Source organism: Halorubrum sp. ASP1 (assembly GCF_005435135.1).
GTDB lineage: Archaea > Halobacteriota > Halobacteria > Halobacteriales > Haloferacaceae > Halorubrum > Halorubrum tropicale.
Window position 1 is genome coordinate 26,424 of sequence record NZ_SGUA01000002.1, and the last position, 14,424, is coordinate 40,847.

Sequence of the window (14,424 nt, forward strand, 5' to 3'; positions counted from 1 at the left end):
GCGCGCCACCGTCTCCGTGTCGTTCTCGCGCGGGTGTTCGCCCGTTTCAGTTCCCCTCGACCCGGTCGACGAGGCCGTTCGCGGCGGCCGCGGCGCGCTCTTGGACCGCGTCGGCGTCCAGCGTCAGCACCTCGCGGTCGCGCATGAGGACCTCGCCGTCGCAGACCGTGTGGCGCACGTCGCTCCCGCGGGCCGCGTACGCGAGGTGCGAGACGGGGTCGTGGACCGGCGTCAGGTGCGGGGCGTCGAGGTCGACCACCGCGAGGTCGGCCGCGGCGCCCGCCTCGATCCGACCGCCCGGGAGGCCCAAGGCGTCCGCGCCGCCGGCCGTCGCCATCTCCACGACCGCCGCCGCGGGGACCGCGCTCGCGTCGTCCGCGGCCAGCTTCCCGAGCATCGCGGCGTCGCGCATCTCGTCGAACACGTCCAGGTCGTTGTTCGAGGCCGCCCCGTCCGTGCCGAGCGCGACCGTCACGCCCGCCTCGCGCAGGCGCCGGACCGGCGCCATCCCGCTGGCGAGCTTCATGTTCGAGGCCGGGCAGTGGACCACCGCGGTCCCCGCCTCGGCGAGCCGGTCGATCTCCGAGCCGTCGACGTGGACGCCGTGCGCGAAAAAGTCGTCCGGGCCGAGCGCGTCGAGGTCGTCGGCGTACGCGATCGGTCGCTGCCCGCGCTCGTCGACGATGGGGTCCACCTCGTCCGTCGTCTCGTTCGCGTGGAGGTGGACGGGGACCCCCGCCGCCCTGGCCTCGGCGACCCCCTCGCGGAGGAACTCCTCGCCGACCGTCGTCAGCGAGTGCGGCATGAACGCGGTGCGGATCCGCCCGTCCGCGGCGCCGTCGAGGTCACGGGCGACCGCGAGGCTCTCCGCGACGTCCGCGCGTGCGTCCGCGTCGTTTTTCCCAACGGTCACGACGCCGTGGCCGAGCCGCGCGCGCACCCCCGCGCGGTCGACGACGTCGGCGACGCGGTCCATCGCGAAGTACATGTCCGCGAACGCGGTCGTGCCCGACCGGATCATCTCTAGGACGCCCAGCTCGGCGCCCGCCTCGATGTCGTCGGGCGTCAGTTCGGCCTCCGCCGGCCAGATGTCCTCGCGGAGCCACGGGTCGAGCGGCTTGTCGTCCGCGTACCCGCGGAGCAGCGTCATCGCGACGTGCGTGTGCGCGTTGACGAGCCCCGGCATCACCAGCGACCCCGACGCGTCGAGCGTCTCGGCGGCCGCCCCGCCGAGCGCCTCGTCCACCTCGTCCGGCGGCCCCACGGCCCGGACCGTTCCCTCGTCGCGGTCGACCGCGACGTCCGCCCGCTCGACTCGGCCGTCCGGCCGGAGCACTCGTCCGCCGGTGACGCGGAGGTAGTTCATGTCCGCCCGTTCCGCCCGCCGCACCAAACGCCTTCGGTTCGCCTCCCCGCCCGCCGACTCCCGCCCCCCGAGCGACACGCCTTTATCGGCCGATCGAAACGCACTCGTATGGCTCTGAACGGCCTCGTCTCGGCGCTCACCGCTGGCAAGCTGCGGGTCGCGCTCGTCGGACTGCTCGTCGTCGCCGCCGCCGTCGGCGGGGCGTTCGCGCTCGGCGTCCTCGGCGTCCCCAGCGTCGCCGCCGTGAACAACTCCTTCGGCGACGTGACGACCGAGACGACGGTCGTCGAGACCGACCTCGTCGTCTCGAACCCGAACCCGGTCGGCGTCGGCCTCGACGGCGTCTCGGTCAACTACACCGTCTCGATGAACGACGTCGAGATGGCGCGCGGCGGCCGCGAGGGGATCGGCGTCGCGTCCGGCAACTCCTCGATCGCCTTCGAGACGGCCCTCGCGAACGACGCGATCCTGCCGTGGTGGACCAGCCACGTCCGGAACGGCGAGCGGACGACGGTCGCGATCGACGCGACGGTCACCTCCGACCTCCTCGGCCGGAGCGCGGACCTCACCCGCACCCGCGAGATCGAGACTGACCTCATCGGCGCGTTCGCGTCCGAGGAGACGCGCCCGGTGAACGCCGACGCGCCGCTCGTGGACGACCCGGTCCTCTACGTCAACGAGACGCGCGGCCGCTGGGGAACGGTAAGCGAGGCCGAGACGCCGATCGAGATGGAGTTCGACGTCTACAACCCCAACCTCGAACCGTACGTCGTCACCGAGATCGGCTACGACGTGACGATGAACGACGTCGCGATGGGCTCCGGGTCGACCGAGGAGGAGTACGTCATCCCCTCGCACGGCTCCGAGACGGTCGAACTCACGGCCGCGCTCCGCAACGAGCGCCTCGACGAGTGGTGGGTGACCCACCTCGACGAGTCCGTCAACGGCCACCAGGTGAGCGACCTCCGGATCGAGTTCTACGCGGTGGTCGAGCTCCCGACCGGCGAGGAGCTCACCGTCCCGCTGGACGCGCTGACCTACGAGGAGACGGTCGAGACCGATATCTTCGACGAGGGGCTCCATCGCGGGGACGGAACGAGCGCCGACCGCTCGTCCGGTGACGACGGCTCCGACGACGGGGGAACCGCGACCGATGGCGACGGGACGGCGAGCGACGACGGGACGACCGATGACGGCGACAACACTACCGACGGGAGCGGAGACACGAGCGGCGACGACACGACCGACGGCGGTTCCGGCGACGGCACGAGCGGGGACAACACCAGCGACGACGGGTCCGGGGACGACGACGGCCTGCTCCCGCTGAGCGCCGACGGATAGCCCCGCGCCCGACCCGCGCCGGCCGCCGTCCGAACCTTCTTGCCCGCTCGCGGCCGCGTTCCGCCATGGCAACCGACGCCCAGCAGGCGTGTTTCGAGGCGGGGATCAAGTTCGGCTCGCTGTACCACCAGTTCGCCGGGACGCCCGTCAGCACGTCGAGCACGCGGAGCCTGGAGGCGGCGATGGCGGAGGCCATCGAGAACCAGCCGCACTGCGAGGCGGTCGACGTGACGGTCCACGACGACCGCGTCGCCGACGCCGTCGACCACGAGAACGGCTACACCGAACTCACCGGCTCGCTGATGGACGTGGAGATGCGGATCGAGTACGCGGGCGTCACCGTCCGCACCCGGATGGAAATGGAGGACGGCTACCCCCTGATGAAACTGGTCGACGTGGTCGACGGCGGCGAGTCGTCGGAGTCCGCGGACCCGAACGCTTAGTACCGCGACGCGCCTACCGCGACCCGAACGCCGCCGGCATCGCCGGGTTCCCGCCTTCAGAGACGCACATGGTCGACAGACGACACGACAGCCAGTCGGACCGGACCGGCTTCGACGAGACGAAGAACTACCTCTCCGAAGCCATCGGCCGCGTCGTGCCGCGGTCGGTGGCGCGGCGAGCGATCGAGGTGACGGTCAGCACCGACGCCGCCGAGTATGCGCCCGACGAGCCGGTCGCGATCACCGTCGCGATCCGCAACCGCCTCCCGGTCCCGGTCGAGGTCCCCACGTCGACCGGCCGCCTGTGGGGGTGGGCGGTCGACGGCGTCGTCGAGGCCACCGACGAGCGGCGCTACGTCCGCGGTGAGGGCTCGTCGCTGTCGCTCCGGGCCGGCGAGACGAAGCGCGCGACGGCCACGTGGAACGGTCGGTTCCGCCGCACCGACGACGACGGGCTCGACCGGTCCGTCCGGGCCGAGCGCGGGGACCACACGGTTTCCGTGTTCGTACCGGTCCCGGGCGCCGACGAGCGCCACGAGGACGCCACGCAGATCCGGATCCGATAGCCCGGCGACTCGCGCTCCCGAAAGAAGATTCCCTCCCGGAGCGGCCGGCGAAGACCGCCGGCGCTCAGTCGTCCGCTTCGGGCGCTTCCGCGCCGCGGGGAGCCGTGACGTCCGCCGCGGCCTCGTCCACGGCGCTCGCGAGCGCCTCGTCGCGACGCAGGTGACACGCCGCGTAGTGACGGCCGTCGGTGAGGTCGGACGGCACCTCGTAGGCCGGCGTCGTCGTCGCGCAGACGCTCCGGTCCGCGAACCGTTCGACGAGGAGCCGCTCGGCCTCGTCGAACTCGTCGCGCTCGATGTGCCCGAGCGCCTCGTCGAGCAGGGTGCCGGCCTCGCCGCTCGGCGCCGCGTCCGCGAAGTACCGCGACCGGAGCGCGTCGGGGTCGGTCTCCTCGAACTCCCGGCGGTCGACCGCCCGCTGGAACGCTATGACGTTCCGCCAGGCGTCGTCGCTCATGTCGTACTCGTCCGGCTGGATCACCTCCGGGCACCGCGTCCGGAACCGGCAGCCGGAGGGCGGGTCGATCGGCGACGGCACGTCGCCGGACAGCAGCGCCGTCCGCCCGCCGCTCCGGGGGTCCGGGACGGGGATGGCGTCCAGCAGCGCCCGGGTGTACGGGTGCTTTGGGTTCTCGAACAGCTCCTCTTTGTCGGCCAGCTCGACGATGTTCCCGAGGTACATCACCGCCACGCGGTCGGAGATGTGGCGGATGACGCTCAGGTCGTGCGCGATGAACAGGTACGTGAGGTCGAACTCCGCTTGGAGCTCCTCCATCGTGTTGAGCACCTGCGCCTGGATCGAAACGTCGAGCGCCGACACTGGCTCGTCGCAGACGATGAAGTCCGGATTCACCGACAGCGCCCGCGCGAGGTTCACGCGCTGGCGCTGCCCGCCGGAGAACGCGTGCGGGTACCGGTTGTAGTGTTGCGGGTCGAGCCCGACCTTCTCTAACAGCTCCTTGGCGCGGGCCTCCCGCCCCTCCTCGTCGAGCATGTCGTGGGCCTTCATCGGCTCCTCGACGATGGGGCCGACCTTCATCCGGGGGTCGAGCGACGACTGCGGGTCCTGAAAGATCATCTGCATGTCCTTCCGCATCCGCCGCAGCGGCTCGCCGGACAGCTCGGCGAGGTCCTCGCCCTGGAAGTAGACGCTCCCGCTCGTCGGTTCGAGCAGCCGGAGGACGGTGCGCGCCAGCGTCGACTTCCCGCAGCCGGACTCGCCGACGAGCCCGAGGGTCTCCCCCTCCTTGATGTCGAAGCTCACGCCGTCGACGGCGCGCACGTCGGAGGTCGACCGCGAGACGTACGGGAACTCGTCGTCGAGCTCGACGCCGGCCAGCAGGCCGCTCTCGTTGTCGAAGTACTTGCAGAGGTCGCGGACCTGTAATAGCGCCTCGGGGTCGGACTCCGGCGGGCCGACTCGGCTCATTCCGCCTCACCCCCGGTCTCGGTGAGGCCGGCGGAGAACCCGCCGGTGGCCTCCGTCTCGATCGCCGGGCTCTCGTCGTAGCCGACCTCGAACGCGTCGTGTTTCACGCACGCCGCGGTGTGGGGCGGCTCGCCCGCCTCGCTCAGGTCCCGCGGCTCGGGGTGGACCTCGCGGCACACCTCCCTGGCCTCGGGACACCGCGAGTGGAACCGACAGCCCGAGGGCGGATCGATCGCCTCCGGCATCACCCCCTGGATCGGCCTGAGCTCGTCGACCGTCCGGTCGGGCCGCGGCATCGAGTCGAGCAGCGCCGAGGTGTACGGGTGTTTCGTGTCGTAGAACAGGTCGTCCACCTCCGCCTGCTCGATGATCTCGCCGAGGTACATCACGTTCACCCGGTCGCAGATCTCCGCGACGACGCTCATGTCGTGGGTGACCCAGATGAACGAGGTGTCGTACTTCTCCTGGAGCTCCTTGACCATCTCCAGGATCTCGCCTTCGACCGTCACGTCGAGCGCGGTCGTCGGCTCGTCGGCGATGATCAGGTCGGGCTGGCAGGCCAGCGCCATCGCGATCAGCACGCGCTGTCGCATCCCGCCGGAGAACTGGTGGGGGTACTCGTCGTACCGGGACTCCGGCGCCGGGATCCCCACCTCTCTGAGCATGTCGATCGCCTCCGCTTTCGCCTCCTGTGCCCCGAGGTCGCGGTTGATCTCGATGAACTCCCGGAGCTGTCCCCCGACGGTGAACACGGGGTTCAGCGACTCCATCGGGTCCTGGAAGATGATCGCGATCTCGCGGCCGCGGATCCGCTTCCGCATCTCCTCTTCGGTGAGCATCTCGTCGCGCGGGCGCAACTCGCCGCCGTCGCCCTCTTCGAGGCCAAAGATCGTCTCGCCTTTGAACTCGATCTCGCCGCCGACGATCTCGCCGGGGCTGTCCACGAGCCGGAGGATACTGGAGGTCGCGACTGACTTGCCCGCGCCCGACTCGCCGACGAGCCCGACGATCTCCCCCTCGTTGACGTCGAAGGAGATGCCGTCGACGGCGCGGACCGTCCCGTCTTCGGTGAAGAACTGTGTCTTGAGATCGCGTACGCTGAGTAGTGGTTCGCTCATATCAGTTGTTGATCCGCGGATCGAGGGCGTCCTGGAGGCCGTCGCCGAGAATGTTGAAGCCGATGACGGTGATCAGAATGGCGATGCCGGGGAAGATGCTGAACGTCGGCGCGGGGAGCATGTAGCCGCGCGAGGCGGACAGCATCTGCCCCCACGACGGCGTCGGCGGCTGCGCGCCGAAGCCGAGGAACGAGAGGCCGGCGACGATGAGGATGCTCACGCCGACCTGGAGCGTCGCCTGGACCAGCACCGGCGCGAAGCTGTTGGGGATGATGTGCCGGAAGATGATGTTCCGGTCTTTCACCCCCGCGGCCCGGGCGGCCTCGACGTAGTCCTCCTCGCGGATGGAGACGACGCGAGACCGGATGAGCCGGTTGAACACCGGGACCGCCGTGATCCCGACGCCGATCATCGCGAACGTGAGGTCCCGCCCGAACGCGGTCATGAACGCGATGACCAGCACGAGGAACGGGATCGCGTAGATGGTCTCGGTGACGCGCTGGAGCACGTCGTCGACCCAGCCGCCGTAGTAGCCGGAGACGGCGCCGATGACGGTGCCGCCGCCGAGGCCGATGGCGGTCGCGAGGAACCCGACCGTCATCGCGATCCGCGTCCCGTAGATGGTCCGGGAGAGCAGGTCGCGACCGCGGTGGTCGGTGCCGAGCGGGTGTTCGATAATCCCCTGCCCGAACTGGTTCTCCATACCGACCGGCGGGAGGAGCCGCTGGACGTTCTCCGGGTCGGCCTCGGGGTTGTACAGCACCGCCTCCGCGATCGCGTAATCGAGGACGTAGTAGTCGAACGCGGCGAAGATCGCGACGAAGGTCATGAACCCGACGATGTAGGTCCCGATCCGCGCCGTCGTGTCCTGTCTGACCTGCTTGAGCGTGTACCGCAGGCCGACGCGGGCCTCGACCTCCTCGGGCCCGCCGCTCTCGTCCCCGTCGTCCGGCGTGTCGTCGTCCGAAGTCGCGCTGTTAACAGACATTACTCGTCACCGTAAGTGACCCGCGGGTCGAGGTAGCTGTACGTGATGTCCGTGACGATCACGCCGATCACGTAGACGAACCCGAACACGAGCGTCGTCCCCATGATCAGCTGGTAGTCCTGGTTCTGGATCGCCGTGATGATCAGTCTCCCCATCCCCTGGATCCCGAAGACGGTCTCCGTGAGGACGGCGCCGCCGAGCGCGGTCGAGAGCCCGAGCCCGATGATGGTGATCACCGGCAGCTGCGCCACCTGGAACGCGTGCTTGCGGACGATCGTCGACTCGGGCACGCCGTACGCGCGGGCGAGCTTCACGTACTCGCCCTGGAGCGAGTCGACCATCGACGAACGCTCGATCCTGGTGATCTGCGCCATCTGAAGCGTTCCGAGCCCGATCATCGGCAGGAAGAGGTGATGCGCCGACTGGCGTATCACCTCCACCTGCGTCGCCGCCCCGCGGACGTTCGCCGGGCTCTCCCACGGGAGGACGAGCCCCCGCGCGGGGAACCACCCGAGGTGGAACGCGAAGACGATGATCAACACCAGCCCGATCCAGAACGACGGGGTCGAGACGCCGATCAGCGAGATAATACGGGAGACGTGGTCGGCCGGCTCGTTCCGCCGCTTCGCCGAGATCACGCCGAGCGGGATGGCCGTGACGATGGCGAACGCGAACGCGGACAGCATGAGCAGCAGCGTGACCGGGAGCCGGAGGATGATCATCTCGAGGACGGGGCGGTCGTAGTAGATACTGAGGCCGAGGTCGCCCGTCGCGACGCTGCTGAGGTACGCGAAGTACCGCACGTGTATCGGTCGGTCCAGGCCGTACCGGGCGCGGATCGCCTCGACCTGCTCTTGGGCCGGCGTCGGCCCGAGCATGATGTCGACCGGGTCGCCGGGGATCTGGTTTGCCAGGAAGAAGGTTATCGTCACGATACCTATCAGTACGGGTATCGCCTGTGCGAACCGCCGGAGTGTGTACCGAAGTAAACTCACTGTCGTGGATTCCTCGTTGCTTCGATTCGGTTTTTGCTGTCGCTTATCCGTTTCGCTCCCGCCGAGGCACCAATTCGGCGCCGCGAGCGGGCGGCCGGCCCCGTCGCCGACCGCCCCGAAGGGCCGCGTTTACGTCTCGATTCCGACCCGGGCGCGGACCGCCCGGGTCCGCTCCGCGGATCCGATCTCTCGGTCGGCGCGTCCGATTACCGGGTCACCGTGACGCCGCCCAGCTGGATCTCCGTCGAGATCGGGTGCGAGCTGAAGCCCTCCACGACGTTGCGCACGCCGTAGGAGTTGTTCAGGTTGTACGCCGGGAGGTGGACGCGCCCCTCGAGCAGCGAGGTCGTCGCCTCGATGTAGAGCTGCCGCCGCTCCTCGCGGTCGGCCGACTCGCGGGCCTGCGTCAGCTTCTGCGAGGCCTCCTCGTAGTCGTGGAACGTCCCGTTCGTCACGCCCTCCGTCTCCTGGCTCAGCAGGTTGTACGCGAACGTGTCCGGATCCGGCGAGCCGGACCAACCGAGGGTGTACATGTTGTAGTCGTCCTCGCTGCCGGTGACGTACGCGTCGAGGAAGGTGCCCCAGTCGAGGCGCTGGACTTCGACGTTCTGGAAGCCAGCGTTCTGGAGCCCGTCGCCGATCGAGATGCCGATCTGTTCGCGCTTGTCGTCCGGCGGCACGATGATCCGCCAGTTGTAGTCCATCGGGACGCCGGCCTCCTCGAACAGCGCCTGCGCCTCCTCGAGGTCCTGATCGTGCTGGATGTCGGACCACTCGTCGGTCGGGAAGTCCCACTCCTCGGAGATCGAGGACGGGAACGGGCTGGTCTGCCGGACGCCGGCCGGCTCGACGAAGTTCTCGACCGCCTGGTCCATCGAGACGCAGTAGTCGACCGCCTCGCGGACGAGCGGGTCGCTCGTCGGTCCCTCGCCGCAGTTGAACGCGAGGTAGAAGTACCCGATGCCCGGTTCCTCGGTCAGCGTCGCGCTCTGGTTCGCCTCGACCGTCTCGTACAGCTGCGGCGGGATCGACTCGATGATGTCGACGTTCCCGGTCTCCAGCTCGGTGACGCGCGTCGTCTGCTCGACGATCGGCTCGAACTCGACGGCGCCAATCTCCGGGAGGTTGTCGCTGTCCCAGTAGTCGTCCCACCGCTCAAGCGTCGCGTAGCTCTCCGGCTCCCACTCGCTGAGCTTGAACGGCCCGGAGGTGACCGGGTCCATGTTGTACGCCTCGGTGTCCTCCTGCCGCACGGAGGCGTTGACGACGTTCCGCGCCATGGCGATCGTGAACGCGCCGTACGGGTACTTGAGGTCGAACTGCGCGGTGGTCTCGTCGACGACCTCCCCGGTGTCGATCATGTCCACCTCGGAGGCATTCTCGGTCTGTTCCTCGACGGGCGCCATCATCGTGTGAACGACGTCCTCCGCGGTGACCGGGTCGCCGTTCTGGAACTGGGCGTCCTCGCGGATCGGGACGATGAACCGCGTACCGTCGCGCTCGACGGTGGGCATGTCCGCGGCGATCTTCGGCTCCAGGCTGACGCCGTCGCCGTACTCGTAGAGGCCGTCGAATATCCGCCCGGCGATCTGCGCGGACGGCACGTCGTTCATGACCACGGGGTCCATGTCGAGCGGGCCCTTCGCCTGCGCGAAGTACAGGGTCGGGGCGCTGCCGCCGTCGCCGCCGTCGGACCCGTCACCGCCGTCGCCGCCGTCGGACCCGTCACCGCCGTCGCCGCCGTCGGACCCGTCACCGCCGTCCCCCCCGCCGGCACACCCGGCGAGCAGGAGCGAGGTGCCGGCCGCGCCGCCGGCGAGGACCTTTCGTCGCGAAATGCGTTGTGTGTGTTGTCGACGCATACAACCGTCCTCTTGTTTCACTCTAATAAGTATTTTGGGAGGCCCTGCCCATACGGTCATCTCCGGTTGATTTATCATCATTTTGTGCGTATTCTTTTCCACGAACGCCGTCCGAATCAGGAAGAAACGACTGCCGGGATCCGAAATACGCCGGTCGGTCCGCGGTCGGACGCGTCGGCCGGAGCGTTCGACCCTCGCGCGCGCCGCGCCGGGCGACCGCTCAGCGCCCGTCCGACGACGCCCCGTCGCTGTCGGTGTCCGTCACGGTCCCGACCCCCTTGCTCGACCCCTCGCGGAACACGAACCGCTGTCCCTCCTCGACCAGGTACGGGCGGAACTTGAAGCGGACGCGCGCCTCGCCCGTGTCGCCCGGGAGCAGTCGCCCCTGCTCCGGGAAGAACGCCGCCGCCTCGGAGAGGGTCTCGAGGTGGACCACGGGCTCGTACCCCTCCTGGATCCGGGTCGGGTGGTTGAGTACCATCACCTCGGCGTCGAACTCGCGGACCGGGTCCGGCTCCGCGTCGCGGGGGACCAGGGCCATCCCGCGCTCGATCTCGTCCTCGTCGACGCCCTTCAGCGCGATGCCCACGATCCGCCCGGCGGTCGCCTTGTCGACCCGGTGGTAGTGCATCTCGATCGACCGCGCCTCGACCTCGCGGAACGAGCCGTCGGGCATGGGGCCGAGCAGGAGCTCGTCGCCGGTCTCGACGGTCCCCGAGTTCACCGTGCCCGACGCCACCGCGCCCACGCCGGTCACCTTGTAGCTGCGGTCGACGTACATCCGGAACGTCTCGCGGTCGGGCGTCGCCCGCTTCGGGAGCCGCTCGAACAGCCGGTCGAGCGTCTCGATCCCGTCCTTCGTCACCGCGCTGGTCCGCAGCAGGGGGACGACGCCGTCGCCCACCTCCGCCACCGCGGTGTCGACCCCGTGGCGGCCGACGAGCAGCGGCGTCTGCCCGGCGTCGCGCAGCATCGACTCGACCTCGCGTTCCACCGCGGCGAGCCGCTCGTCGCTCACGGCGTCCGCCTTCGTGACCGCGACGACGGTCGGCAGCTCGGTGGCGAGGAGGATCCCGAGGTGCTCGCGGGTCGTCTTCGTCGGCCCGTCGTCGGCGGCGACGACCAAGAGTCCGTAGTCGAGCTTCTGTCCCACCAGCCCGCGGATCGTCGTCCGCAGCCACGGCTCGTGCCCGACGGTGTCGACGAAGGAGACGAGCCGGTCGGCCGCCTCGACGACGCCCGCGCGGTCGGCCTTCCGGTGCGGGTTGTCCATCCGCACCGGCTCGTCGGCGTCGTCGGCGAACCCGTACACGGCGTACGAGAGGTCAGCCGAGAGGCCCCGCTCGACCTCGTGGGGCTGGACGTCGAGGAAGCCACGCGTGCCGCCCTCGCCGTCGTCGGCGCGCCCGGTGACCAGCGTGCCGACCAGCGTCGACTTCCCGTGGTCGACGTGGCCCGCGGTGCCGACCACGAGGTGGTCCTCGTCGGCCTCGAACACGCCGCCGTCGCGGAGGGTCGCGAGGCCGACGAGCCCCGCCTCGTCGCCGTCGCCGCCGTCGCCGGCGCTCCACGTCTCGGCGTCGGCGATGTGGGCGTCCGCCTCGTCGGCCAGGAGGGAGAGCACGTCCATCGTCTCGGAGAAGGCCTCCGGAGAGATGCCGGCGAGCCCGCCGTCGTCGGTGACTCCGAGGGCGTACGTCGCCTCGCCGTCGCCGGAGAGCACCCGGTGCCGGAGCTGCGCGACCAGCGACTCCATGCGCCCGTCCGCGAGGTGGACCTCCCGCGTCAGCCGCTCTTTGAACTCGATCGCGCCGCCGTCCCGCTCGCCGCGCTCGATGGCCCGCCTGAGGGCGGACCGGTCAGCGCTCATGTCCGATCGTAGGCGAGGGCCGGGCTTAACGGTTTTCGTGGTACGTGCCCCCACGACACGTGATCGCTCGCTGCCCCTCCGGAGCGCTCCGGCGAGCTATTTAACCGACCGCCGCGGACAACGACTGTATGGACACCTCGGTCCCCAGCGTCGCCGAACGCCGCGTCCACGTGGTCCCGCTCGGCTACGAGCGCGACCGGATCGTCGAACCCCTCCGGCGCCACGGCGCCGACGTCGCCTACCTCCTCGTCGACGCCCCCGACCGCGACGGGGACCGCGGCGACGTGGACTTCGACGCGGCCGGCGCCGCCGACCCCGCGGACACGCGCGTCGACCCCGACGGGCTCACCGACTACCAGCGCGACGCGTGGACGGCCGTCGCCGAGTTCGCCGAGGTCAGGCCGATCCCCGTCGCGCTCGCGGACGTGTACGACGTGCTTGGCGTGACGACGACGGTCGCCGCCCGCCACCGGGCCGGCGCCGAGGACGGCGACCGGCTCTTCGGGAACGTCTCGACCGGGCCGCGGATCGCCGCTGTCGGCGTCGCGCTGGCCTGCATGATCGTCGGCGCGCGCCCGTACAGCGTCGAGCCCGAGCGCCACCGGCACGACCGGCGCCAGGAGCCGCTCACCGAGGGCGTCGCCCGCACCGTCGACCTCCCGATCTACCCGATGGACGCGCCCACCACCGACCAGGTGGCCGTCCTCGGTCGGCTCCACGAGCGCGCGGAGGAGAGTCTGACCACCGACAAGTGGAACCTGATCGAGTGGGCGCGCGAGCGCGGCCTCACGTTCCTCCGCGAGGCCGGCGAGAGCCGGACGGCGAAGTACCGCGCGCTGGAGACGCACGTGCTCTCGCCGCTGCGCGAGCGCGGCTACGTCGAGTTGGAGGACATCGGCCGGTCCGACACCGTCCGGCTCACCGAGGTCGGTCGCCGCGTCTTCTTCGCGTTCAAACACAAGATCGACGGGTAGCGGGGCCGCACTCGCTCGCTCGCCGAACGGTGGCTCCGACGCGCACGGCGTGACCGGTCCGATTCAAACGTGTTGTTCGGTCCGTCCGTACTATCGACGGCTAACGTAGAATTGTGCCCCGCCCTTCGATACAGATGCGTGACGCCCGCCGGGCGGTCGGGGCGCCCTCCCTGCCCTCCACACCGCCTGTCCGCTATCAGCGGTCGGTCGCCGCCCCCAACCGGCGGCGGTCGGTCGCCGCCGGCTTCCGGCCGGCGACGGTCCCCGCTGACGCCGCCGCGGCCGTCCGACGGATCGTCACGAGGCGACGGCGCCGCCGTCGCCGTTCTCCGCCGCGTCCTCACTCCTCCGTTAGGTCGACGTACGTCCGCCGGACGGTCACCGGCGTCACGCCGGCGGCGTCGGCGGCCTCCTGCTGGGTACACTCGGCGTCGAGCTCGCGGGCCGCGGTGTAGAGGCAGGCGGCCGCGACGCCGACCGGGTTGCGGCCGTTCGCGATCCCCTCCTCGACGGCGCGCTCGGCCAGCTCGCCGGCGCGGCGCTCGACGGCCGGGTCGCAGCCGAGGTCGCTGGCGAACCGCGGGAGGTACTCCGCCGGGCCGCTCGGCGCGATGGGGAGGCCGAGCTCGCGGTTCATCGCGTCGAAGGCCGCCCGGTGCTCGTCCTCCGTCGCCTTCGCCTCGGCGCACACCTCGCCGACGGTGCGGGCCACGTCGGCGGTGCGGCAGGCGACGTAGACGCAGGCCGCGGCGAACCCTTCGAGCGAGCGCCCGCGGAGCAGGCTCTCCTCCTGCGCGGAGTCGAACAGCGCGCAGGCGCTGTCGCGGACGCTGTCGGGCAGCTCCAAGACGCCGGTGAGCCGACGGATCTCGGTGTAGGCGTACACCTTGTTGCGGTCGCGCTTCGTCGAGATCTGCGCGCGGTTGTGCTGAGTCCGCATCCGGGCGAGCCGCCGGCGCTTGCGCCCCTTCACCTTCGTCGACCGACCGATCTCCGTCGAGAGGCCGCGGTCGTGCCGCGACCGCGTCAGCGGCGCGCCGGTGCGCTTCGGGTCCGTGTCCTCGTCGTCGAACGACCGCCACTCGGGGCCGTGGTCGATCCGGTCCGCCTCGACGACCAGCCCGCAGTCGGCGCAGACGCGCTCCGCGTCCTCGACGCGCGTGCGGCCGTCGCACTCCGGACACGTCTCGCGGTCGCCGGTCTCGTTGGCCGTCCGACTCCCGTCGCCGGTCGGGCTCCGCTCCGCGACGGCGGCGCGGTCGGCGGTCGCCGCGCGGTCCGTCGTCGCGGCGTCGTCGGTCTCGGTCCGGGGCGAACGAACGCGGGTGGAGCGTGCGTCACTCATCACACGTCGAACTCCGGCCCGATGCCTTACTTAAACCCGGGCGAATCGGCGGTCGATCGGCCGGATCGGCGCCGCCGAACCGACCGGTTATCGGTCGGTGATCGCGCGGCCGACGGCGCCGCAGTAC

12 protein-coding genes are annotated in these 14,424 nt (G+C 70.5%); 4 read left to right on the forward strand and 8 right to left on the reverse strand.

The window, feature by feature from the left end:
* Positions 1-46 precede the first annotated feature (46 nt).
* Positions 47-1,366 carry an amidohydrolase gene (locus EXE48_RS02750; RefSeq protein WP_137710715.1) on the reverse strand — a complete coding sequence of 440 codons (1,320 nt, stop codon included), beginning with the start codon at positions 1,364-1,366 and terminating at the stop codon, positions 47-49.
* Between the two features lie 108 nt (positions 1,367-1,474).
* Between EXE48_RS02750 and EXE48_RS02755 the strand changes: the two genes are divergently transcribed.
* From EXE48_RS02755 to EXE48_RS02765, 3 genes are all read left to right on the forward strand, one after another.
* Positions 1,475-2,707, forward strand: coding sequence for an LEA/WHy family protein (locus EXE48_RS02755; protein ID WP_137710716.1), 1,233 nt, complete (start codon positions 1,475-1,477; stop codon positions 2,705-2,707).
* 65 nt (positions 2,708-2,772) lie between these two features.
* Positions 2,773-3,150, forward strand: coding sequence for a dihydroneopterin aldolase family protein (locus EXE48_RS02760; RefSeq protein ID WP_137705478.1), 378 nt, complete (start codon positions 2,773-2,775; stop codon positions 3,148-3,150).
* A 68-nt stretch (positions 3,151-3,218) separates the two neighbouring features.
* Positions 3,219-3,716: a DUF7974 family protein gene (locus EXE48_RS02765; RefSeq protein ID WP_053770208.1), complete on the forward strand. Its 498-nt coding sequence runs from the start codon at positions 3,219-3,221 to the stop codon at positions 3,714-3,716.
* Between the two features lie 64 nt (positions 3,717-3,780).
* Here EXE48_RS02765 and EXE48_RS02770 read toward each other — a convergent pair whose 3' ends face one another.
* The 6 genes from EXE48_RS02770 to EXE48_RS02795 all read right to left on the reverse strand — a co-directional run bounded on the left by EXE48_RS02770 (position 3,781) and on the right by EXE48_RS02795 (position 11,978).
* Complete coding sequence (locus EXE48_RS02770; RefSeq protein ID WP_053770207.1) at positions 3,781-5,145, reverse strand: ABC transporter ATP-binding protein; 1,365 nt, start codon at positions 5,143-5,145, stop codon at positions 3,781-3,783.
* A complete protein-coding gene (locus EXE48_RS02775; RefSeq protein WP_053770206.1) occupies positions 5,142-6,263 on the reverse strand; it encodes an ABC transporter ATP-binding protein in 1,122 nt (373 codons plus the stop codon). The genes EXE48_RS02770 and EXE48_RS02775 overlap by 4 nt, the downstream gene beginning before the upstream one ends.
* Position 6,264: 1 nt before the next feature.
* On the reverse strand, positions 6,265-7,251 hold the full coding sequence (locus EXE48_RS02780) for an ABC transporter permease (protein ID WP_137705482.1): 987 nt from the start codon (positions 7,249-7,251) through the stop codon (positions 6,265-6,267).
* Positions 7,251-8,246 (reverse strand): ABC transporter permease, encoded by a 996-nt coding sequence (locus EXE48_RS02785; protein ID WP_255410388.1) that lies wholly within the window; start codon positions 8,244-8,246, stop codon positions 7,251-7,253. The genes EXE48_RS02780 and EXE48_RS02785 overlap by 1 nt, the downstream gene beginning before the upstream one ends.
* A gap of 206 nt (positions 8,247-8,452) precedes the next feature.
* A complete protein-coding gene (locus EXE48_RS02790; protein WP_053770203.1) occupies positions 8,453-10,108 on the reverse strand; it encodes an ABC transporter substrate-binding protein in 1,656 nt (551 codons plus the stop codon).
* A gap of 220 nt (positions 10,109-10,328) precedes the next feature.
* Positions 10,329-11,978, reverse strand: a complete 1,650-nt coding sequence (locus tag EXE48_RS02795) for a GTPBP1 family GTP-binding protein (RefSeq protein WP_137710717.1) — start codon at positions 11,976-11,978, stop codon at positions 10,329-10,331.
* Positions 11,979-12,106: 128 nt separating this feature from the next.
* Between EXE48_RS02795 and EXE48_RS02800 the strand changes: the two genes are divergently transcribed.
* Positions 12,107-12,952: an HFX_2341 family transcriptional regulator domain-containing protein gene (locus tag EXE48_RS02800; protein ID WP_053770201.1), complete on the forward strand. Its 846-nt coding sequence runs from the start codon at positions 12,107-12,109 to the stop codon at positions 12,950-12,952.
* Between the two features lie 340 nt (positions 12,953-13,292).
* On the opposite strand, the gene EXE48_RS02805 is transcribed toward EXE48_RS02800, so the two are convergent.
* Entirely contained in the window at positions 13,293-14,297 is a 1,005-nt protein-coding gene (locus EXE48_RS02805) for a transcription initiation factor IIB (RefSeq protein WP_137705485.1), read from the reverse strand.
* Positions 14,298-14,424: the final 127 nt, after the last annotated feature.